This is a genomic window from Streptococcus infantis (assembly GCF_047463175.1).
Lineage (GTDB): Bacteria > Bacillota > Bacilli > Lactobacillales > Streptococcaceae > Streptococcus > Streptococcus infantis_AC.
In genome coordinates, this window is the sequence record NZ_JASHEJ010000001.1 from 159492 (window position 1) to 178958 (window position 19467).

Below are 19467 nucleotides of genomic sequence, written 5' to 3' on the forward strand. Positions count from 1 at the left end.
TTTATGGATATTTATATTAAGAAAGCCATTATCCATCAGTTCAGCCCTGATGACACAGAGTTGTTCTTGGCGGATAAGTTTCTCAATATCACTCCTAAAATCGAGGAATACTTGCGTAAAAAAGTGGAGCGTGTGTATTCGGATGATGCCAAAACTGGTATTTTTGAAGAGGATAATCCTTTTTTCAATCACATCACAGAAGATTTAATGGGAACATCTGTTACAATTGCTAATCTCTGGAAAGAGGAATTCTCTGTATCTGAAAACCAAAAGACTAATGACTTGGTTTTTGTCCAGTTTTCAAAAGAGGGAGTAGACCACTTTGCCTTTCTACGAATTGCATTGCGTGAAACCTTGACACACTTGGGTGGAGAGGTCGATAATCCTATCAGGCTGACTCAAAACAACTTACCTGGGTTTGGAACTGGAGCAGATGAAGCCCTAGTTGTTAATCTTCAAAGTCGCAAGTATCACTTGATTGAAAAACGTATCAAGTATAATGGAGCCTTTTTAAACTATTTTTCTGAGAATCTTATCCAAGAACAACCAAAGATTTCACCTAAGAAATCCATTAAGGAACTAGAAAAAACGGCTCAAAAGATTGCCGAAACCTTTAACACAGATGATTTTCAATTTCAATCTAAGGTAAAATCAGCAATTTTCAATAATCTTGAAGAGAATAATGAGCTCTCTCCAGAAAAATTAGCCAATGATCTTTTTGACAATAATCTTACTGCTCGACTTAGCTTCATTGACCAGGTCAAAGAAACAGTACCAGAGCCAGTACAGTTTGATGAGATTGATGCCAGTCGTCAGTTAAAGAGATTTGAGAATCAGAAACTTTCGTTGTCAAACGGAATTGAACTCATCGTACCAAACAATGTCTATCAAGATGCGGAATCAGTTGAGTTCATTCAAAACGACAATGGAACCTATTCTATCTTAATCAAAAACATCGAGGATATAAAAAATAAATAATGTTTAAATTTATACGAAGAATGCTGGTACTAGCAGTCTTCCTTTTCGCTGGATATAAAGCTTATCTGATTCGTCAGGATGTCAAACAAGTCATGACCTACCAACCCATGGTTCGCGAAATCTTGAATGAAAGAGATACCCCAGCAAACGAAGAGCTTGTGCTCGCCATGATTTATACAGAAACTAAGGGTAAAGAAGGAGACGTGATGCAGTCAAGTGAATCTGCTAGTGGCTCTACTGATACCATAAACGATAATGCAAGTAGTATTCGGCAAGGGGTTCAAACCTTGACAGAAAATCTCTATCTAGCTCAAGAAAAAGGAGTGGATGTCTGGACAGCCATTCAAGCTTATAATTTTGGGCCTGCTTATATCGATTTTATCGCCCAGAATGGGAAAAAGAATACTCTTTTCCTAGCTAAGCAATACTCCAGAGATACAGTTGCGCCTATATTAGGAAATACAACAGGGAAAACCTATCGCTACATCAATCCCATTTCTATTTTTCAGGGTGGAGAACTTTATGTGGACGGGGGAAACTATTATTACTCTAGACAGGTTCAGCTAAATCTTTATATTATGAAAATTTTTAATCTATTTTAAGAGGCTGGGATAAAAGTCCTAGCCTCTCAATTGTCTTTGGATTATCGAGCAAGACGCAGTGGTTGAGTGGGCTATACTACGCTGATTTCATCAGCTTTTACAGCCCTACTCAACTGTGCGGAGGTGGGACGACGAAATCGAATTCTAACGAATTACCGATTTCTGTCCCACTCTCTTTTATAAGTTTTCTTTAAGGATACTTTAATATGCTAGACTAGAAAAGGAGGAACGTCTCATGCGAAAGAAATTCTTTCTGACTAGCGCTGCTGTTCTTTTGGCGGTTGCAACATTGCAAAGCGTTCAAGCAGCAACTAATATTCAAAAAGTCATTGATGAAACCTATGTTCAACCTGAGTATGTCTTAGGTTCTTCATTAACGGAAGATCAAAAAAATCAAACACTTAAAAAACTTGGCTACGATGCCTCTAAAGATACAAAACAGTTGAAAACTATGACACCGGATGTCTACTCAAAGATTATGAATGTAGCAAATGATTCAAGTCTTCAACTTTATTCATCAGCAAAAATTCAAAAATTAGGAGAAAAATCTCCCCTTGAGGTCAAGATTGAAACACCTGAAAATATCACAAAAGTCACTCAAGACATGTACCGTAATGCTGCTGTTACCTTGGGTGTAGAGCACGCGCGTATCACTGTTGCTGCACCAATTCCAGTTACTGGTGAAAGTGCCTTAGCAGGTATTTACTATTCCCTTGAGTCTAATGGTGTTCAGTTACCTCAGGAAAATAAAAACTTGGCTCAGGAGGAGTTAAAAGCCTTGTCAGACATCAATGATGAAAACAAGGACAAATCTGGCTATGATGCCAATAAACTTAATGTAGCCCTTGCTGATATTAAGGCTGCTATTGCTAAAGCCAAAGAGTCTAAGGGTGAACTTACAGAAGATGATGTTCGTAAGATTGTCGAAGATACCTTGAAAAACTACAAACTGGATCAAGTAGTTACTGGCAACCAAGTCAATGTCATCATCAACTTTGCCTTCAATCTTTCAAAGAGCGATATTCTTAATAACGAAGACTTTACTAAGACGCTAAAAGATCTGAAACAAAGTATCGTTGCACAAGCAGGTGATAGTTTCAGCAATATCGATCTAAACTTTGATGCTAATAAAGCTATTCAAGACGGTGGAAACATCCTCAGCTCAATTTGGCAAACTATCCTTGATTTCTTCAAGAGTTTTGGTGCTTAGATCAATTCATGGTATAATAGATGGTAACAGGATTGTTGCCGTCTTTTTTTGTCGGCTTATAGAAAGTGAAAATTATGTTAAAGAAAAATGATATTGTAGAAGTTGAGATTGTCGATTTGACCCATGAAGGAGCAGGTGTTGCCAAGATCGATGGCTTGGTCTTTTTTTTAGAGAATGCTCTGCCGACTGAAAAAATTCTTATGCGTGTCCTTAAAGTCAACAAGAAAATCGGCTTTGGTAAGGTTGAGGAATATCTTACACAATCTCCACATCGTAACCAAGACTTAGATTTGGCTTACCTACGTTCAGGCATTGCTGACTTGGGACATCTAGCTTATCCGGAGCAACTCAAGTTTAAAACCAAGCAAGTAAAAGATAGCCTATATAAGATTGCTGGAATCATGGATATAGAGGTCGCAGATACTCTTGGCATGAAAAATCCGATCAAGTATCGTAACAAGGCTCAGGTTCCTGTTCGTCGTGTCAATGGTGTTCTGGAGACTGGTTTCTTCCGTAAGAATTCTCATGATCTTATGCCTCTTGAAGATTTTTATATCCAAGATCCAGTCATTGATCAAGTTATTGTGGCTTTACGTGATTTGCTTCGTCGCTATGACTTAAAACCCTATGATGAGAAGGAACAGTCCGGCTTGATTCGTAACCTTGTCGTTCGTCGAGGACATCATTCTGGAGAAATCATGGTCATTTTGGTCACCACTCGTCCTAAAATTTTCCGAGTTGAACAGTTGATTGAACAAGTCATCAAGCAGTTCCCAGAGATTGTGTCTGTCATGCAAAATATCAATGACCAGAATACTAATGCCATTTTTGGAAAAGAATGGCGAGTTCTCTATGGTCAAGATTACATTACGGACCAAATGTTGGGGAATAGCTTCCAAATTTCTGGACCAGCCTTTTATCAGGTCAATACCGAAATGGCAGAGAAGCTTTATCAGACAGCTATTGATTTTGCGGAGTTAAGAGAAGAGGATGTGGTGATCGATGCCTACTCAGGAATCGGGACTATTGGCTTATCAGTCGCTAAGCATGTTAAGGAAGTTTATGGTGTCGAAGTCATCCCCGAAGCAGTAGAAAATAGCCAGAAGAATGCAGAGTTGAACGGTATCACCAATGCTCATTATGTTTGTGATACAGCAGAAAACGCCATGAAGAATTGGCTTAAGGAAGGCATCCAACCAACCGCCATCCTAGTCGACCCACCACGTAAGGGCTTGACTGAAAGCTTTATCAAAGCAAGTGCCCAAACAGGAGCTAACCGTATCGCCTATATCTCCTGTAACGTCGCCACCATGGCGCGTGATATCAAACTTTATCAAGAATTGGGCTATGAATTGAAGAAAGTCCAACCGGTGGACCTATTTCCGCAAACGCATCACGTGGAGTGTGTTACTCTGCTCTTAAAAGCTTAGAAACCTTTGAACGAAAGGGATAATGAAAGCCTTGATTGCAAGGCTTTTTGCTTTATGGTGGGTAAGTATCAGAGTGAGAAAATTTTTGGAATGAGTAGAAGTGATAGCTAGAAATTATCAGTTTCTATTTCCATTTACCCTGTGGGTACGTGTTTGTTTCCATTGACAAGGAGTTTGTGGGAATAGAAATGTACCCACCTTGTTTGAATCAAGTGAAGTGTAGTTGAAGGAAATCTGTTGAAAGCAATACTTCATTTTACCGAATAAGTAATAATTTAGGCAACTTCAAATCGATTAAAAAAAACTATTTTAAAGGTTAAGAGTAGACAAAAATTGTCCACTCTTTTTTGTAAACTCAATTTATCAATAAATGAAATGAGGGAATGTAAAATGAAATATTTTGAGGTTGAGTTAGAAAATCCTGATGAATTTTTAAAACTACAAACAGAAGATTTTGTGAAAGCTAATCGCTTGCTACTAAGGAAGATAATCCAGAGCGTTACAGTCTATGAAGAACACTTCGTCATATCCTTTAAATCTGGCATCGAATTGGAAGTATGAGACTCATTCCATAACTTTTATATTGAACATATCATCTTGTTGTGTTATACTATAAATTGATATAAACAAAGATGTAGGAGGAACCGAAACTATGACAGCCTCAATGCGTTTAAGATAAGCTGGCAATAAGAAAAGCAGAATCTATACCCGATGATAGGCTTTTTTGTTGTGCTTATTTATACGATATTGAGCATTCATTAGTTACGGTGAGGATATTGGTTATTTAACTATACCTTTATTTAACTATGTCTTTAATATGAATGTTTCCAAATTGTATGTATGCAGACCAAAAGCCACATTGTGGATTTAGGCCTGCATTTTTTTATTGCCTATAATGCTATTCAAAATAGAAATTTAAGCAAAATAATATGCAGGAGATAATATAAATGGAAAAATACAACAATTGGAAACTTAAGTTTTATACAATATGGGCAGGGCAAGCAGTATCATTAATCACTAGTGCCATCTTGCAAATGGCGATTATTTTTTACCTTACAGAAAAAACTGGATCCGCGATGGTCTTGTCTATGGCTTCACTATTAGGTTTTTTACCCTATGCGGTCTTTGGACCTGCAATTGGTGTGCTAGTGGATCGTCATGATAGGAAGAAGATAATGATTGGTGCTGATTTAATTATCGCAGCAGCTGGTTCGGTGCTTACTATTGTTGCATTCTATATGGAGCTACCTGTCTGGATGGTTATGATAGTATTGTTTATCCGTAGCATTGGAACAGCTTTTCACACCCCGGCTCTCAATGCGGTTACGCCACTTTTAGTACCAGAAGAACAGCTTACGAAATGTGCAGGCTATAGTCAGTCTTTGCAGTCTATAAGCTATATTGTTAGTCCGGCGGTTGCAGCACTCTTATACTCCGTTTGGGAACTAAATGCTATTATTGCCATCGATGTATTGGGTGCTGTGATTGCATCTATTACGGTAGCAATTGTACGTATTCCTAAGCTGGGTGATCGCGTGCAAAGTTTGGACCCAAATTTCATAAGAGAAATGAAAGAAGGAATGGCTGTACTACGGCAAAATAAAGGATTATTTGCTTTATTACTCGTTGGAACATTATATATGTTTGTTTATATGCCAATTAATGCACTATTCCCTTTAATTAGCATGGATTACTTTAATGGAACACCTGTGCATATTTCTATTACGGAAATTTCCTTTGCATCTGGAATGTTGATAGGGGGTCTATTATTAGGGTTATTTGGGAATTACCAAAAGCGAATCTTATTAATAACGGCATCCATTTTTATGATGGGGATAAGCTTAACCATTTCAGGATTACTTCCCCAAAGTGGATTTTTCATTTTTGTAGTCTGCTGTGCAATAATGGGGCTTTCTGTTCCGTTTTACAGCGGTGTGCAAACAGCTCTTTTTCAGGAGAAAATTAAGCCTGAATATTTAGGACGTGTATTTTCTTTAACTGGAAGTATCATGTCTCTTGCTATGCCAATTGGATTAATTCTTTCTGCACTCTTTGCTGATAGAATCGGTGTAAATCATTGGTTTTTACTATCAGGTATTTTAATTATTTGCATTGCAATAGTTTGCCCAATGATAAATGAGATTAGAAAATTAGATTTAAAATAAACAATATTGGAGGGATATTTATGTATCTTATTTTCATGTAATTCTTCCTGCTAAAATCGCAGGGTTTTTCCTGCGTACAAGCAAATGAAAGCATGCGATTATAGACAGGAGGAAATGTTATGGAATTAATATTAAAAGCAAAAGACATTCGTGTGGAATTCAAAGGACACGATGTTTTAGATATAAATGAATTAGAAGTATATGATTATGACCGTATTGGTTTAGTAGGAGCAAATGGTGCAGGAAAAAGCACTTTATTCAAGGTACTTTTAGGAGAATTAATTCCCCCAGGATGTAAAATGAATCATCTGGGTGAACTTGCCTATATTCCCCAGTTGGACGAAGTAACTCTGCAGGAGGAAAAAGATTTTGCGCTTGTAGGCAAGCTAGGTGTTGAGCAATTAAATATACAGACCATGAGCGGTGGTGAAGAAACAAGGCTTAAAATAGCACAGGCCTTATCGGCACAGGTTCATGGTATTTTAGCGGATGAACCTACGAGCCATTTAGACCGTGAAGGAATTGATTTTCTAATAGGACAGCTAAAATATTTTACAGGTGCACTGTTAGTTATTAGCCATGACCGCTATTTTCTTGATGAAATAGTAGATAAAATATGGGAACTGAAAGATGGCAAAATCACTGAGTATTGGGGAAACTATTCTGATTATCTTCGTCAGAAAGAGGAAGAACGTAAGAGACAAGCTGCAGAATACGAACAATTTATTGCGGAACGTGCTCGATTGGAAAGGGCTGCGGAGGAAAAGCGAAAACAGGCTCGTAAAATAGAACAGAAGGCAAAAGGTTCTTCAAAGAAAAAAAGTACTGAAGGCGGAGGGCGTTTAGCTCATCAAAAATCAATAGGAAGTAAGGAAAAAAAGATGCATAATGCCGCTAAATCCCTAGAGAACAGGATTGCGGCATTAGGAAAAGTAGAAGCTCCGGAAGGCATTCGCAGAATTCGTTTCAGGCAAAGTAAAGCATTGGAGCTCCATAATCCATACCCTATAGTCGGTGCGGAAATTAATAAAGTATTTGGGGATAAGGCACTGTTTGAAAATGCATCTTTTCAAATTCCGCTAGGAGCAAAAGTGGCATTAACGGGTGGTAATGGAACCGGAAAAACAACTTTAATCCAAATGATCTTAAACCATGAAGAAGGAATTTCTATTTCACCTAAGGCAAAAATAGGTTACTTTGCACAGAATGGTTACAAGTACAACAGTAATCAGAATGTTATGGAGTTTATGCAGAAGGATTGTGATTACAATATATCAGAAATTCGTTCTGTGCTAGCATCTATGGGGTTCAAACAGAACGATATTGGAAAAAGCTTATCTGTTTTAAGCGGTGGAGAAATTATAAAATTGTTGCTTGCTAAAATGCTCATGGGTAGATATAACATCCTAATAATGGATGAACCCAGTAACTTCCTTGACATACCAAGTTTAGAGGCTTTGGAAATACTAATGAAGGAGTACACCGGAACTATCGTGTTTATCACCCACGATAAACGATTACTCGAAAATGTAGCAGATGTAGTTTATGAAATTAGAGATAAGAAAATAAATCTGAAACATTAAATTTAAGGTAGTCGCTGGTCAGTATAGTCTGTTCTGGTTGGCGACTCCATTGTTAAAGAGTATAAAGACTTTAGATTTTATGAATATTAAAAATAGGAACAGTAAATCGAACTGCTCCTATTTTTCTGCTAAATATGATGTAGTTTTCTTATATGTATAATGATAGATTAGTGGATTCTCTTCTAAGGTTCTTACTTCAAATATGAAGAAGTGATCGCGGTTATCTTTGGACTTCTCCTTATTCAGGACAAAGTAATTCTTACGTGAAGTCGCCATTGTTTTGAGGATATCATCAGTCAGAAAGGTCAATGGAATATTCATGTTGGAGTAGCGGTAGAAGTCACGTTCAAAATCTTGGTAGCTCTCGCTGTAATAGTCCATTTGCAGGTGATTACGCTGAAATTCAAGCTGATTCATAGAGCACCTCCTCTACAAGTTCAATACTAACAATGTCTTTCAATTTCAAATTAATGTGACCTGTTGGAGTTTTTATTAATATGAAATCTTTGGTCAGACTTGGTATTGTTCCAGTATAGGAAACTCGATTGTTTTTTTCAACGACATGAATGCGCGTGTTCAGTTGCCCAGCATACACCTGACTGAGGAGTAATAATTTCTTCTCCAGTGACAAATCTGACATATACGTTACTTTGTTTGCATCATCAGTGAGTGCTGATGTATGTTCAGATAGGAAAAAGCCCATCCATTTTTGCATCTTTGTATCCTGGTACTCTCTTGCTGACTGAAATGGTAAGTATGAACGGTCAATCATTTTAATCCCTCCAATCCACCAGCGGAATGACCGCCGATAAGTTTACTGCGTTCAATATTTCTGGAACCTTCAGTTAGGACGGTTCCTTTTTGAATAGCTAAAAAGCCAAACTGTTCTCTGACAACATCAATAGCTGTCTGAAGTCTATTTTCTTTTTCAATTTGTTCTACATCATCAAATAGTGATAGTAGAGTATAGTTTTCATCTACGAAGCCACTATAAGAGACACCAATTTGTCTCACTGCACCAGAGGTGTATTTCTTTCGGAATAATTCAAGTACATGGCTTACCATTGTTTTTGGGAGATTTGCGGGGTCAATTTTTTTCTGAGCATTTATAGATTTTTTCATTTCAGTCCTAGAATATCCAATATGAATAGAAACGATAGTAGCTTTCTTATGGGCTGAACGCAGTCGATTAGCAACCTGATCAGCCATTTCAGCTAATACGATTTCAATTTCTCTTTGGGTTCTGTAATCTCTAGGAAGTACTTGTGAGTTACCCAATCCTCGTGATTTTGGTTTATAGGGTTCATGGACGTTGCTCTCGTCAACTCCATTGGCGTGAAACCAAAGTTGAACACCGACTTTACCGAATTCTTTTTTGAGAATATCAGGATTGAAATTGGCTAGTTCTTTGATTGAATGAATACCAAGTTTTTGTAAATGAATCTCGGTTTTACTACCGATCCCCCAAAAGTCTGTTAATTTTGGAATGGCCCATACCTTGGTTTCTACATCTTCGTATGACCAGTTAGCTCTCATTGTAGCAGTTTTCTTAGCTTCATTATCTAGAGCTAGTTTAGCTAGAAGAGGATTGGAATTGCTCATTCCGACAGTTGAGATAATACCTGTTTTACGGTAAATCTCTCTCTGAATCATAGCCGAAACATTATCTAACTTATCTTTCCTTGACATTGACTTATCAGAAATAAAGTAAGAAAGTGAACTAGTAAGGTCAATAAAGCCCTCATCGATTGAATAGGGGAGAATGTCATCTGGAGCAGCATAGTCTTGAAAGATATGCTGAATCTCTAGATTCTTCTCAATATATCTGTCCATTCGAGGAGGAACGATGAGTGTACGCTTTGCCCAGTGTTCAATAAACGATTGATACTTTGGTGTTACCTCAATTCCCTGTTTCCATGCATTTTGATAGCTGAATTTTCGAGTGTTGATATCAAATGGCAAGTCGTAGGAACGACCTACATTTGCTTTACCGAAGACTTTCTTGAACATTGGAGAAGAAGCGAGAATCAATCCTGCCGAGTTGTCTGCACGGCTCATGACGCACAGTGATGTGTAGAGTGGATGTAAACCTCTATCCACACATTCTACGGAAGCGTAGAAGGACTTCATATCGAGGAAGGCTATGTCACTTTGAGGTTCAATAGAATAGTCGATATAGCCCATAGGATTATCTCCTTTTAAGTTTTTCTAGCTCTTCGATAAGTTCACCGATGTAATCTGTGATGTCGTATTCAAATTTGTCAGGGGTGAAGATAATACGTTCGTCTTTGATGTAAATCAATTCTTTAACATTCATTGGTATTGTCATCCTCCTCGGTCATAGCAATTAAAATAGAATCTTCAATCAAAAAAGCGTAAGGATAGATTTTAGCATCCTCATTTTGAGGAATAAGAATTTCATCGAATCCTTCATTTTCTAGTCGTTCTTCAAAGTTGTCCATATTGAATATTTCAACTTTACAATCAGGGTTGAAACCATACATTCCAAGTTCTAAAATATCCTTTAGCTTCATGATTATACCCCCACTACAGGCATGAAGTGGCCTACAACTAGACCAACAATTCTTGGCTCATCCTCATAAGGGATGAATTTCTCTGGATAGTCCTTATTCAAGGATACCATTCTAAATCCATCCTCATCACGGTAGAGTTTTTTGATATAGACAGAGTCTTTCCATGATAATGCATAGACCGCACCATCATAGTCGAAACCGTTCGAGCGAATAAGTGCGACTTCACCGCTCTTATAAACGGGCTCCATAGAATCTCCCTCAATCCATGCGGCAATATCGTAGCCGTATTGTTCCTCATCAGAGTAGACTGTTTCGGTTTCAAACTCGTCAAAGAATCCTTCTCCGAGACCAGCTGAGAGTTGGATATCTGATAGCACTTGGACTGAGAAGAGTGGAGTTACGTTAGAGGTTTGTTGAGAAAGAAGAAGCTCCTCTACAAAGTCTTCTGCTTTTGCCTGATTGTCAGGAGATAACTGAAGATAGTTATTGACGATATTGTACTCAGATTCGAAATAGGTGACTGGTACATCTAGGATTTTGGCGAGAGCTGTTAGGTTTTTTTGGTTAGGGATAGATTTACCAGATTCCCAATTATGAAAGGCAGTTCTGTTGATTCCAATTTTCGAAGCAATTTCGGATTGTGATAACTTTTTTTCATTTCTTCGATTCTTTAGACGTTCTTTTGAAAACATAAAATCCTCTTGTTAAATTATAACTTAACAAAATTATAACAAAAATACTACAAATTGCAATATAAAATAGCCATACACGAGTAGGGCTATTCTATGTTTGTATGGATAGAAGCTAAGAAATCAGAAATTGGTTGTATAATTGCCCTTGCTAGCAAGACTGGGACAGCATTTCCAATTTGCTTATATGCTTTATCAAGAAGTGCATTTTCTGAAATAGGCTTACCGTTTTTTCCAATTGGTGAACCTAAACTGAAATCATACCAATCTGGGAATGTTTGTATTCTCTGAATTTCTTTTACAGAAAGACGTCTATTTTCTCCTTTAAATATCCATTTATTATGTCCTATTTTTTCCATTGGTTCACCTCCAGGATGTTGAGGTGCCTGACGTCCACTGGCTTGTATAGTGAAACTTTGTTCATCCCAATTTTTTTTTCTATTTCGACTCATGTAGATAGTACTATAAGAACCTTTAAAATATGGGCCAGGGTTATTTTCTAAATCACCGATAGCTTCTTTTAATGTAACCCAAGGCTTTCTTTCAGCAAAAAGGCTTATTTCGTTGGGGTTGCCATGAGTAGGTTGTGGAAGGGAGTAGGAATAGTTAAATTTTTTCACTATTTTTTCTTTGTGGACTCCAATTAAAAATACACGTTCTCGAGATTGAGGTACACCATAGTCCCTCGCATTGACTAGATGGGCAGTAACTTCATAACCAGCACTTGAAAAATCTTCAATAATTTGTTTAAGAACTTCACCTTTTCCAAGTGTCATCATTCCTTTGACATTTTCTGCTACAAAGAATTCTGGTTGTGTTTGTATCAGTGCGCGAATAAAATGTAAGTAAAGAAAATTACGTTCATCATCAATTAGCCTTGGTCCTGCTTCGCTAAAACCTGGACAGGGAAAGCCTCCAATCATTAGTTGATTATTAGGAAAGTGTGCTACTTTTCGTATGTCTTTTTGATGCTGAAGAATTTTATGATTAAAGTTTTTTTTGTAAGTTTTATTAGCTTCTACAAACATATCATTTGTATATACGGTATTAAAAATTGATTTTTTTCTTTCATTTTCATAGATTTCTTTTGAGCGAAACGCATCAAAAGCTTTATCATATCCGATTGAAGTAACCAGACCGGCTAATTCTGTACCTAAGTCTAATCCACCAGCACCTGAAAATAAACTTACAACATTAATTTTATTTTTAGGTTGGAAATTATTACATTCTTTAATTAATTCTTCATCCAACTCATCTTCAATGATTTTTGATGTTTCTTCTTTTATTTTGTTAAGTAACACTGACTGAATCTCATCTAGTGATAAGTCTTTTGCAGGTTTAAACTTACCACGAGAACGTTCAGTGGATTCGGATGTCTTGATATTACTTTCAAAATTTTGATGTGGTTCTATGCTTGTACTTAACATAATCTATGATTTTCTCGCACTCTCTATTAAATTCTGTAATAATCATTTTACCATATTTCTTTACATAAATCGAAACAATAGCTAATAAAGAATTTTTATTATATTTTGGTATGATTAGTATTTTCAGAAATTGATATTATCATATTTTTTTGTTTAGGATTATTATAGAAAAGAGAATAAATAAGTATTTAGAATCATTGTTTTTAACAATTAGACTTTAAACACTCTAATTTTAATAATTTCCACTGTGTTATGATTCTTTACGTGGAATTTTGATATTATAGTCTCTCTCTAATTCATCTAAAATATGATTGTGATTGATTTTAGTAGGTTCAACGGTAACAAACTCTCCGAGTTCAAATAGTTGTTTGGCACTAGAAATCGTCGTAAGCTCATCTAAACGCTTATATGGTTTAAATTTAGAATAAACATTCTTACCCCTATTTGATTTTTCTGTTATAGGGTTGATAGGTCTGTAGGCAACTTTAAATTCCTCAGTTACTTTATTTATGTTCTCAATACTAATTTCATCTAAACTTTGAATAAGTTCGGAAAGTGTATTAGCAGGAGTATCAGCAATATACATACAGTTAGCAACAGAATCACTTTCTCCGTATCCTTTTGCTACAGTTAGAATATCCTCAATGTTAAATATATCGGTAAAATTATCAAAAGTTTTTCCAGCTCTCTTACCGAAACAAATACTAACGCCTACAAAAGGTGCATTTGTACTTTCACTCCATTTATTAGCCCAACAAGTAGCAGCAGTAGTCATCCTTTGAAATGCTTTGCAGCCAAATTCATCTATAAACCTTTTATGCCCATACCAATTTCCAAAGTAGTCAGCATTTAATAACTTTGCAGAAATTTTTATTGGAGCCCCTTCTGATAAATGAATAATCACATCTGTTTTATTTTTACTGTCTTTGCTACCTATACCTTTTACATCTTGAATTATAGCTCCTGGTACAATACCTTCGTCAATCATCCATTTGGGTAATTGACTTGGCAAAGGTTGGTTAATATTCTGTTTTACAAATTCCACAATATTATTTTCAAATTCATCAGATCTTTTAGACATGGCATTACCTCCTAATTTATAAAATAATTATATCAAAAATCGTAAGCCTTTACAAAATGTGTTATAATCTTATTAAAAAATACACTTACTTAAAGGTGATTCATTGTTCGATAAATATATTTTTGATACTTACCATGAGTTAATCATAAAAACTGTTAGAGGATTCATTTTCAATAATAAAGATAATACTGATTTATCTACTTACATGGTGCCCGAACCTAATGGATATATTGAGTTTGATGATTTCGAACTATATAAGATTTACTATGAAGTAGTTGATAATTCTAAACTGAAACTTGAAATTATTGTGATTGCGGATGTTATTGTTCGTCAGTACATCAAAGGTGAAATGGAACTAGATACGAAATCGAAGTACGTTTCAGTCTATGTAGATATGGAGCTTGATTCAGGTATTAAAGTTTTTAATATTTACAATGCAGAGTTCAAATCTGACCAATATAAAAAAAATAAAAATTTGATGCTTAGTAGGGATTGGGTTCCGTACATCCCTAAGAAAGAATTTGATAACATTGCAGAATCATTTCTAAAAAAATATTATCCTGTAGCACTTAGGCAGCCAACTCCTATACCGGTAGAGTTAATTGTCGCTGAGATGGGACTTTCGATACATCGAGAGAAGTTAACATTTGACGATTCAGTTTTTGGTAAAATGGTTTTTAAAGATACTAAAGTAGAGGTGATAGAAAATGACCAACTTGTCTCGAAGCATTTTAGCAAAGGAAGTATATTGGTAGATAAAGATGTTGTCTATAAGAGAAATGTTGGATCTTTCAATAATACTGTCATTCATGAGTGCGTGCATTGGGAATTACATAAAGTATTTCACGAAGTAAGAATGATACTTGATAATAGATACTCAGTATCTAGTAGTTGGACAGAGGAAAATCAGGCAGATTCTAGCATGTGGTCTCCACTTGATTGGATGGAGTGGCATGCTAATGGGATTGCTCCTCGAATCCTTATGCCAAAAGTTCAAACGAAAATTAAGATTAGAGAGTTATTTCAAACTTTAACCTTAGTAAATCCTGACATCAGTCGCTCTGAACTTGTACGTGAAGTGGTTGATGAACTTGCTGAATTCTTTAATGTATCCAAGCAGGCAGCAAAAATTCGAATGATTGACTTGGGCTTCAAAGAAGCAAACGGTGTTTACAATTACTTAGATGATAGGTATATGCACAATTTCGCTTTTGAGCTTGAAGCTTTTGATAATGGAAGTAGCTATACAATCACTTCGAATGATTTATGCTTTGAATATTGTTTTAATGAGTCATTCAGACAAATCATTGATGGAAATAAGTTTCTTTACATTGATAACCATCTTTGTTTAAAAGATAAAAAATATATATCCATGACAAAAGATGGACCAGTGATGACTGATTATGCTTATGAACATATGGATGAATGTTGTCTCCTTTTCAAGGTAAAGTCGAAGAAATATACTACCATATCTGACGAAGACTATTATGATTATGTATTGAATCGTGGGGTAACAAGAGAGAGCGAAATAAAAGCTGACTTTGTGGAGATTTTACAGAATCCGAGTTTAATGGATCAGTTACCACCTTTAGAAATGGTGAAACTTTCAAAAAATATTTCTGATTTATTAAAGGAATTACCTTTTGAATTCTCTGGGACATTACGTAGTCACAGAAAGAGGAAAAAATGCTCTCAACCATTATTAGCGAATATTGTTGGTATTACGGAAAAAACTCTCAGAAGTTATGAAACCAAAGAAGATAATCTACCTAAGCTTGAGTTAGCATTGGCATTTTGTTTTGCTTTAAAACTTATGCCTCCTATAAGCGAAGATATGCTTGAAAAGGCGGGACACAAATTAACTAAAATTCACCAGCATCAAGTTTATAAACTGTTACTAACGACAAGTTATTACAAACCATTAGCTGAAATAAATACGATATTACAAGCAGCACAAATGAAGACACTATAGACTATCAAATTTTTGATGGTCTTTTTTTTTTTAATCCAAAAAGCGGAAATTGAATTTCCGCTTTTTGCTCATTAATTGATTATTTCAAGGCTTTTTCTTATCAAGAACATTATAGCCAATAGGGTTTAGATACGGAAGTCTAGACTACCTGTTTTTTAGGGTTGCAAAGATCTATACTTATGTTGTAAAGATTAATCCTACATTTTATTGACTTCTTAAAGATACTTTGTAATGGGGAAATTATCCTACGTTATAGGCTTTAACTGTGTCTTTAAGAAATAGCAGTTCAGCTATAAAGCCAGCTGACCATGATTTAGCAAAGGAACTGCTGATGTGGTCAGAAACAAAATTTAATAGTTCTTTTGGCATGTCCAATTCCTTTGTGTACGAAGGAAAAGGAGACAACACATGTCAAATAATGAACAAAATCGAAACTCAAAATATACTCCAGATCGCTATCAAAGTGAAAAGTCTTATAATGGTGTAGAACCTACAGATACACAAGTATTAGCTCCTTTCGTTTTTAGAGATAAAACGATGCTAGTTAACGAGGATGTAAATCGAGATAATCTCAAAACATTTAATATCTATGGAAAGCGAATTCTTGTTGGATTTGTACCTGTTGAGCGAGAAGAGTTTGCGAATGTCCTTCGTGTCTTTAACATGGATACCAATGAATACTTGAGCCGTCATTCTAAAGGTAAGCATGATGATTTATCTTTAGATGAGATGTTACAGAATATGGATAATGATGAGAAATTTGGATACGATCCAACTGGAATCCCATCTCACGAGGAGAAACTGATGCTTATTGAAATACTTGAAGAATTGATTGATGTTGTTTATCAACGTAATGAAAAGTACGGTAAAATCCTCAAACTGATTTACCATGATTTCACGATAAGCAAACAGGAAATCATTGAAAAACTTGGTCTGAAAAAGACCCAAGGGTATGATGCAATCAAGAAAGCCCATGCACTCGCAAAGGAGGTATATAATGAACTAAATCAATAATTGAAAATCGCCATCTCAATTTCTGAGGTGGCGATTTTTTGCTAATCTTTCTGATAGAATAAGCATTCGTATCCGTCAGCACGAAGGTTAATATCAGACAACCAATCTGGTGCAATCCCCATTAATGACGCAACTTCATCGAGTTTTTGTTCCATTGGGCATTCTATAATAACTTCATCATGTACATGGCCTACAATTTTAAACTTTTTCAGTTGCTTCAAAGAGTAAGCAAGAATATCACGACTGATGGCTTGGACGATATTCTCCACAAATTTTGGGCCGTAACTTTCGAGTCGTTCCCAACGTTTGGCAGTTCCAGTTCCTTCGTAAGTGATGGACTCTCCACCGAACTGGTTCTCGCCAATTCTTGGCTTGATATACGCTAATTTACGACCAGAAGGAAGGGTGATGAACAATATGCCACTTTTGACTTCAAATTGAATATTTTGAGTAGATGTTGGAATTTGTTCCTTTACAGCAGTCTTTACAGCATTATCGACATCCCACCATAAGAGAACGATATTGGGATTTGCTTGTCGCCATGAGTTAACAAGTGGTTGGAGTTCGTCCTCTGATAGTCCCATATCAAGTGCACCCATGGCTTTGAGTGCACCAACTGCTCCACCATAGCCACAGGCCAACTCCGCAATCTTCCCTTTTTGACGTAGGTCTGCATTTTGACCATGTTTCTCAACTGGCACACCGAACATTTGTGACGCAGACATACAGTAGATATCCTTACCTTGTTCAAAGACCTTACTACGCCATCTCTCACCAGCTAAGTGGGAGAGTACACGAGCTTCGATAGCTGAAAAGTCGCAAACAATGAATTTCTTTCTTTCACTTGGAACGAAAGCTGTACGGATAAGTTGCGATAAGGTATCCTGAGTATCGTAGAGTAGCTCAGTAGCTTCTAAGTCACCTGTTCTGAAAAGTTCTCTAGCTTCCTCTAGGTCACGAAGGTGATTCTGTGGTAAGTTCTGAAGTTGCACCAAACGGCCAGCCCATCGACCAGTTCGGTTTGCTCCATAGAATTGAAACATCCCCCTTGCTCGACCGTCCTTACAAACACAGTTCATCATCGCTTGGTATTTGGAAACACTTGATTTGGTAGCTTGCTGACGAAGTTTGAGAACTTGAGCAGTTGTTTCATCAACTGTTTTGAGAAGTTCTTTCACAGCTTTTTTGTCTAGAGAATCTGTTGCTACTTCGTGTTCTCGTAACCAGCCAATCATCTGCAGAACAGAGTTGGGATTTTCAAGGCCTGTTAAGGTTTTTAGTTCTTCTTGGATTTTAGCTTTGCTCTCTGAATCAATTTTGATAGCCGACTGAACAAAGTCAATGTCAATACCAATTCCACGGTCATTGATAATCTGATCTTGGTGGTACTCATCCCACATAAAGGCAGGTACTGGGAAGTTTTTTAGCCGTTCCTTGATGGCCAATTCGACCTCAACATCACGTCTGTTGTAATCGATAAAAGTAGACCACTTGTCAGGCGCGTGATGAGGGAGGTTACGTGTCCGTCCACCGTTAATTTTCGTCTGCTTACAAGGTACGCAGAAGTAGCGAATGAGGTCAGTCCCCTCTCTCATCTTTTGGTCTTTGAGTTTGAGAACTGTTCCAACTCCCTCAAGGGAGAGTGGAAGTCCTAAATAGGCTGACCAAATCATGCTACACCTCCATGAAATTGGTGAGAGAAATCCATCTGATAACAATTCGGGATGAAGTTTCTTGAGCCAGTTGGATAGACAAATTCGTTCAAATGAAGCGTTGAAAGCCCATTTGATAACATTATCGTTTACTAAAGCTTCAAGAATATCTTGTGGTAACTTCTCCTTAGTTAAGTCGTAAACAGTCACTGGTCTATTATTGACAGATACAGCAAACAAAAGGATTTCAAAACTGTCATCTTCCGCATAGCGATAGACACCAGATTTTCGTAGGTCAATCTCACAATAGGTTTCGATGTCAATGCTGAGTTCTTTAATTGGCATAGTACGTCCTTTCTGAAAAAGGTGACAGAAGTACTGCCACCTAAAGTTCTATTTATTTTTTCGACTGAGTGGTGTTTGGCTAAGTTTTTCTTTATTTTGCTTCGCCTTTCGTTCCAATTCATTTCGAATATCATCTCTAATAGTCATATACCCGAAGTATAGTCCGATAAGCACCCAAAGTCCCATAATTGTACAAGTTAAAATAGTATACATCATCAATCTAATTCTCCATTTCTAGTTCAAAAAGTCATCATCATCTTCAGTCGCAAAATCATCCTCAGCACGAGTGCGTCCTCCGAGCGGCTCACCATCACGTAATTTTTGTAAGTTATTCAAACCGCAAGCAATACCTTTGTTGCCATTAGAATTGAAAGCATAGAAGGTAATAGAAGCACGACCGTAGATACCTGAGTACAATTCTGAAGTATCAATGATTTCTTGACGATTGCCATCAACCACACCAGGTTTATGCGGAGAGTTAGCATTTACGAAGTAAGCATTTTTGTATGCTTCATCATCAGGGCGTTCAAGGTCACCGTCACGAAGTGGAGTTTTCAGAGTAGATAATGCAGGTACAGATTTGCCATTGCCTTTGAGTTTTGACTCACCTTCTTTGTAAGCTTGCTCAATGGCTGCTTTAATCTTGTTAATGGTGACAGTATCCTCTTTTGGAATAATGAGTGAGGCACTATACTTGGGAGTGCTACCATTGATAGATTTTGGTTCGTTGGCATTTAAGTAGCTGAAGCGAGTGTTTGGTCCTGTAATTACTTTAGTTGTCATAT

The 19467-nt window shown here is 36.7% G+C and carries 20 protein-coding genes; 9 read left to right on the forward strand and 11 right to left on the reverse strand.

The genetic code is table 11. The annotated features are described in order from the left end of the window. Window positions 1–3 precede the first annotated feature (3 nt). From QM859_RS00820 to msr(D), 7 genes are all read left to right on the forward strand, one after another. Window positions 4–978 (forward strand): nucleoid-associated protein, encoded by a 975-nt coding sequence (locus QM859_RS00820; protein WP_414261767.1) that lies wholly within the window; start codon window positions 4–6, stop codon window positions 976–978. Continuing rightward, a complete protein-coding gene (locus tag QM859_RS00825; RefSeq protein WP_414261768.1) occupies window positions 978–1580 on the forward strand; it encodes a lysozyme family protein in 603 nt (200 codons plus the stop codon). Before QM859_RS00820 ends, QM859_RS00825 begins: the two co-directional genes overlap by 1 nt. Window positions 1581–1815: 235 nt before the next feature. Further along, a complete protein-coding gene (locus QM859_RS00830; RefSeq protein WP_414261770.1) occupies window positions 1816–2790 on the forward strand; it encodes a DUF1002 domain-containing protein in 975 nt (324 codons plus the stop codon). Window positions 2791–2864: 74 nt separating this feature from the next. Beyond that, window positions 2865–4220 (forward strand): 23S rRNA (uracil(1939)-C(5))-methyltransferase RlmD, encoded by a 1356-nt coding sequence (rlmD, locus tag QM859_RS00835; RefSeq protein WP_414261771.1) that lies wholly within the window; start codon window positions 2865–2867, stop codon window positions 4218–4220. 390 nt (window positions 4221–4610) lie between these two features. Beyond that, complete coding sequence (locus tag QM859_RS00840) at window positions 4611–4781, forward strand: hypothetical protein (RefSeq protein WP_002941306.1); 171 nt, start codon at window positions 4611–4613, stop codon at window positions 4779–4781. A gap of 386 nt (window positions 4782–5167) precedes the next feature. After that, window positions 5168–6385, forward strand: coding sequence for a macrolide efflux MFS transporter Mef(A) (gene mef(A), locus QM859_RS00845; protein ID WP_018374806.1), 1218 nt, complete (start codon window positions 5168–5170; stop codon window positions 6383–6385). Between the two features lie 119 nt (window positions 6386–6504). Beyond that, entirely contained in the window at window positions 6505–7968 is a 1464-nt protein-coding gene (gene msr(D), locus QM859_RS00850; RefSeq protein ID WP_414261773.1) for an ABC-F type ribosomal protection protein Msr(D), read from the forward strand. Window positions 7969–8085: 117 nt separating this feature from the next. On the opposite strand, the gene QM859_RS00855 is transcribed toward msr(D), so the two are convergent. The 8 genes from QM859_RS00855 to QM859_RS00890 form a co-directional block, all read right to left on the reverse strand. Beyond that, a complete protein-coding gene (locus QM859_RS00855; RefSeq protein WP_414261774.1) occupies window positions 8086–8385 on the reverse strand; it encodes a DUF5960 family protein in 300 nt (99 codons plus the stop codon). Continuing rightward, on the reverse strand, window positions 8372–8740 hold the full coding sequence (locus tag QM859_RS00860) for a hypothetical protein (protein WP_027974807.1): 369 nt from the start codon (window positions 8738–8740) through the stop codon (window positions 8372–8374). The genes QM859_RS00855 and QM859_RS00860 overlap by 14 nt, the downstream gene beginning before the upstream one ends. Beyond that, window positions 8737–10152, reverse strand: a complete 1416-nt coding sequence (locus tag QM859_RS00865; RefSeq protein ID WP_414261775.1) for a Y-family DNA polymerase — start codon at window positions 10150–10152, stop codon at window positions 8737–8739. The genes QM859_RS00860 and QM859_RS00865 overlap by 4 nt, the downstream gene beginning before the upstream one ends. Window positions 10153–10156: 4 nt before the next feature. Beyond that, on the reverse strand, window positions 10157–10285 hold the full coding sequence (locus QM859_RS00870; RefSeq protein WP_414261776.1) for a hypothetical protein: 129 nt from the start codon (window positions 10283–10285) through the stop codon (window positions 10157–10159). Further along, complete coding sequence (locus tag QM859_RS00875; RefSeq protein ID WP_046391441.1) at window positions 10275–10502, reverse strand: hypothetical protein; 228 nt, start codon at window positions 10500–10502, stop codon at window positions 10275–10277. The genes QM859_RS00870 and QM859_RS00875 overlap by 11 nt, the downstream gene beginning before the upstream one ends. Window positions 10503–10504: 2 nt before the next feature. Next, on the reverse strand, window positions 10505–11194 hold the full coding sequence (locus QM859_RS00880; protein WP_414261777.1) for a LexA family transcriptional regulator: 690 nt from the start codon (window positions 11192–11194) through the stop codon (window positions 10505–10507). Window positions 11195–11280: 86 nt separating this feature from the next. Further along, window positions 11281–12618 carry a DNA cytosine methyltransferase gene (locus QM859_RS00885; RefSeq protein WP_079268956.1) on the reverse strand — a complete coding sequence of 446 codons (1338 nt, stop codon included), beginning with the start codon at window positions 12616–12618 and terminating at the stop codon, window positions 11281–11283. Between the two features lie 250 nt (window positions 12619–12868). After that, window positions 12869–13699, reverse strand: coding sequence for a hypothetical protein (locus tag QM859_RS00890; protein ID WP_024388626.1), 831 nt, complete (start codon window positions 13697–13699; stop codon window positions 12869–12871). 103 nt (window positions 13700–13802) lie between these two features. Here QM859_RS00890 and QM859_RS00895 point away from each other — a divergent pair, with 103 nt between their 5' ends. Continuing rightward, the gene (locus QM859_RS00895; protein WP_414261778.1) at window positions 13803–15671 is read left to right on the forward strand and encodes an XRE family transcriptional regulator; all 1869 of its coding nucleotides are present in this window, start codon (window positions 13803–13805) and stop codon (window positions 15669–15671) included. A 240-nt stretch (window positions 15672–15911) separates the two neighbouring features. Here the strand turns inward: QM859_RS00895 and QM859_RS00900 are convergent, their stop codons facing one another. Continuing rightward, window positions 15912–16040, reverse strand: coding sequence for a hypothetical protein (locus QM859_RS00900; protein ID WP_257375206.1), 129 nt, complete (start codon window positions 16038–16040; stop codon window positions 15912–15914). A 39-nt stretch (window positions 16041–16079) separates the two neighbouring features. Here QM859_RS00900 and QM859_RS00905 point away from each other — a divergent pair, with 39 nt between their 5' ends. Then, window positions 16080–16685 carry a hypothetical protein gene (locus tag QM859_RS00905; protein ID WP_414261780.1) on the forward strand — a complete coding sequence of 202 codons (606 nt, stop codon included), beginning with the start codon at window positions 16080–16082 and terminating at the stop codon, window positions 16683–16685. Between the two features lie 41 nt (window positions 16686–16726). Here the strand turns inward: QM859_RS00905 and QM859_RS00910 are convergent, their stop codons facing one another. Together QM859_RS00910 and QM859_RS00915 are read right to left on the reverse strand one after the other, a co-directional pair. After that, window positions 16727–18682, reverse strand: coding sequence for a DNA polymerase (locus QM859_RS00910; protein ID WP_414261781.1), 1956 nt, complete (start codon window positions 18680–18682; stop codon window positions 16727–16729). A gap of 234 nt (window positions 18683–18916) precedes the next feature. Beyond that, a complete protein-coding gene (locus QM859_RS00915; protein WP_046391433.1) occupies window positions 18917–19465 on the reverse strand; it encodes a DUF2815 family protein in 549 nt (182 codons plus the stop codon). Window positions 19466–19467: the final 2 nt, after the last annotated feature.

Excerpts from the sequence above, each read along its gene's own strand:
- QM859_RS00860 (WP_027974807.1), bottom strand. The coding sequence starts at position 8,740 with ATGATTGACCGTTCATACTTACCATTTCAGTCAGCAAGAGAGTACCAG.
- QM859_RS00905 (WP_414261780.1), top strand. The coding sequence starts at position 16,080 with ATGTCAAATAATGAACAAAATCGAAACTCAAAATATACTCCAGATCGC.
- QM859_RS00885 (WP_079268956.1), bottom strand. The coding sequence starts at position 12,618 with ATGTTAAGTACAAGCATAGAACCACATCAAAATTTTGAAAGTAATATC.
- QM859_RS00880 (WP_414261777.1), bottom strand. The coding sequence starts at position 11,194 with ATGTTTTCAAAAGAACGTCTAAAGAATCGAAGAAATGAAAAAAAGTTA.
- QM859_RS00830 (WP_414261770.1), top strand. The coding sequence starts at position 1,816 with ATGCGAAAGAAATTCTTTCTGACTAGCGCTGCTGTTCTTTTGGCGGTT.
- QM859_RS00915 (WP_046391433.1), bottom strand. The coding sequence starts at position 19,465 with ATGACAACTAAAGTAATTACAGGACCAAACACTCGCTTCAGCTACTTA.
- QM859_RS00875 (WP_046391441.1), bottom strand. The coding sequence starts at position 10,502 with ATGAAGCTAAAGGATATTTTAGAACTTGGAATGTATGGTTTCAACCCT.
- QM859_RS00865 (WP_414261775.1), bottom strand. The coding sequence starts at position 10,152 with ATGGGCTATATCGACTATTCTATTGAACCTCAAAGTGACATAGCCTTC.
- QM859_RS00910 (WP_414261781.1), bottom strand. The coding sequence starts at position 18,682 with ATGCCAATTAAAGAACTCAGCATTGACATCGAAACCTATTGTGAGATT.
- QM859_RS00870 (WP_414261776.1), bottom strand. The coding sequence starts at position 10,285 with ATGAATGTTAAAGAATTGATTTACATCAAAGACGAACGTATTATCTTC.
- QM859_RS00890 (WP_024388626.1), bottom strand. The coding sequence starts at position 13,699 with ATGTCTAAAAGATCTGATGAATTTGAAAATAATATTGTGGAATTTGTA.
- QM859_RS00825 (WP_414261768.1), top strand. The coding sequence starts at position 978 with ATGTTTAAATTTATACGAAGAATGCTGGTACTAGCAGTCTTCCTTTTC.
- QM859_RS00900 (WP_257375206.1), bottom strand. The coding sequence starts at position 16,040 with ATGCCAAAAGAACTATTAAATTTTGTTTCTGACCACATCAGCAGTTCC.
- rlmD (WP_414261771.1), top strand. The coding sequence starts at position 2,865 with ATGTTAAAGAAAAATGATATTGTAGAAGTTGAGATTGTCGATTTGACC.
- QM859_RS00820 (WP_414261767.1), top strand. The coding sequence starts at position 4 with ATGGATATTTATATTAAGAAAGCCATTATCCATCAGTTCAGCCCTGAT.
- QM859_RS00855 (WP_414261774.1), bottom strand. The coding sequence starts at position 8,385 with ATGAATCAGCTTGAATTTCAGCGTAATCACCTGCAAATGGACTATTAC.
- QM859_RS00840 (WP_002941306.1), top strand. The coding sequence starts at position 4,611 with ATGAAATATTTTGAGGTTGAGTTAGAAAATCCTGATGAATTTTTAAAA.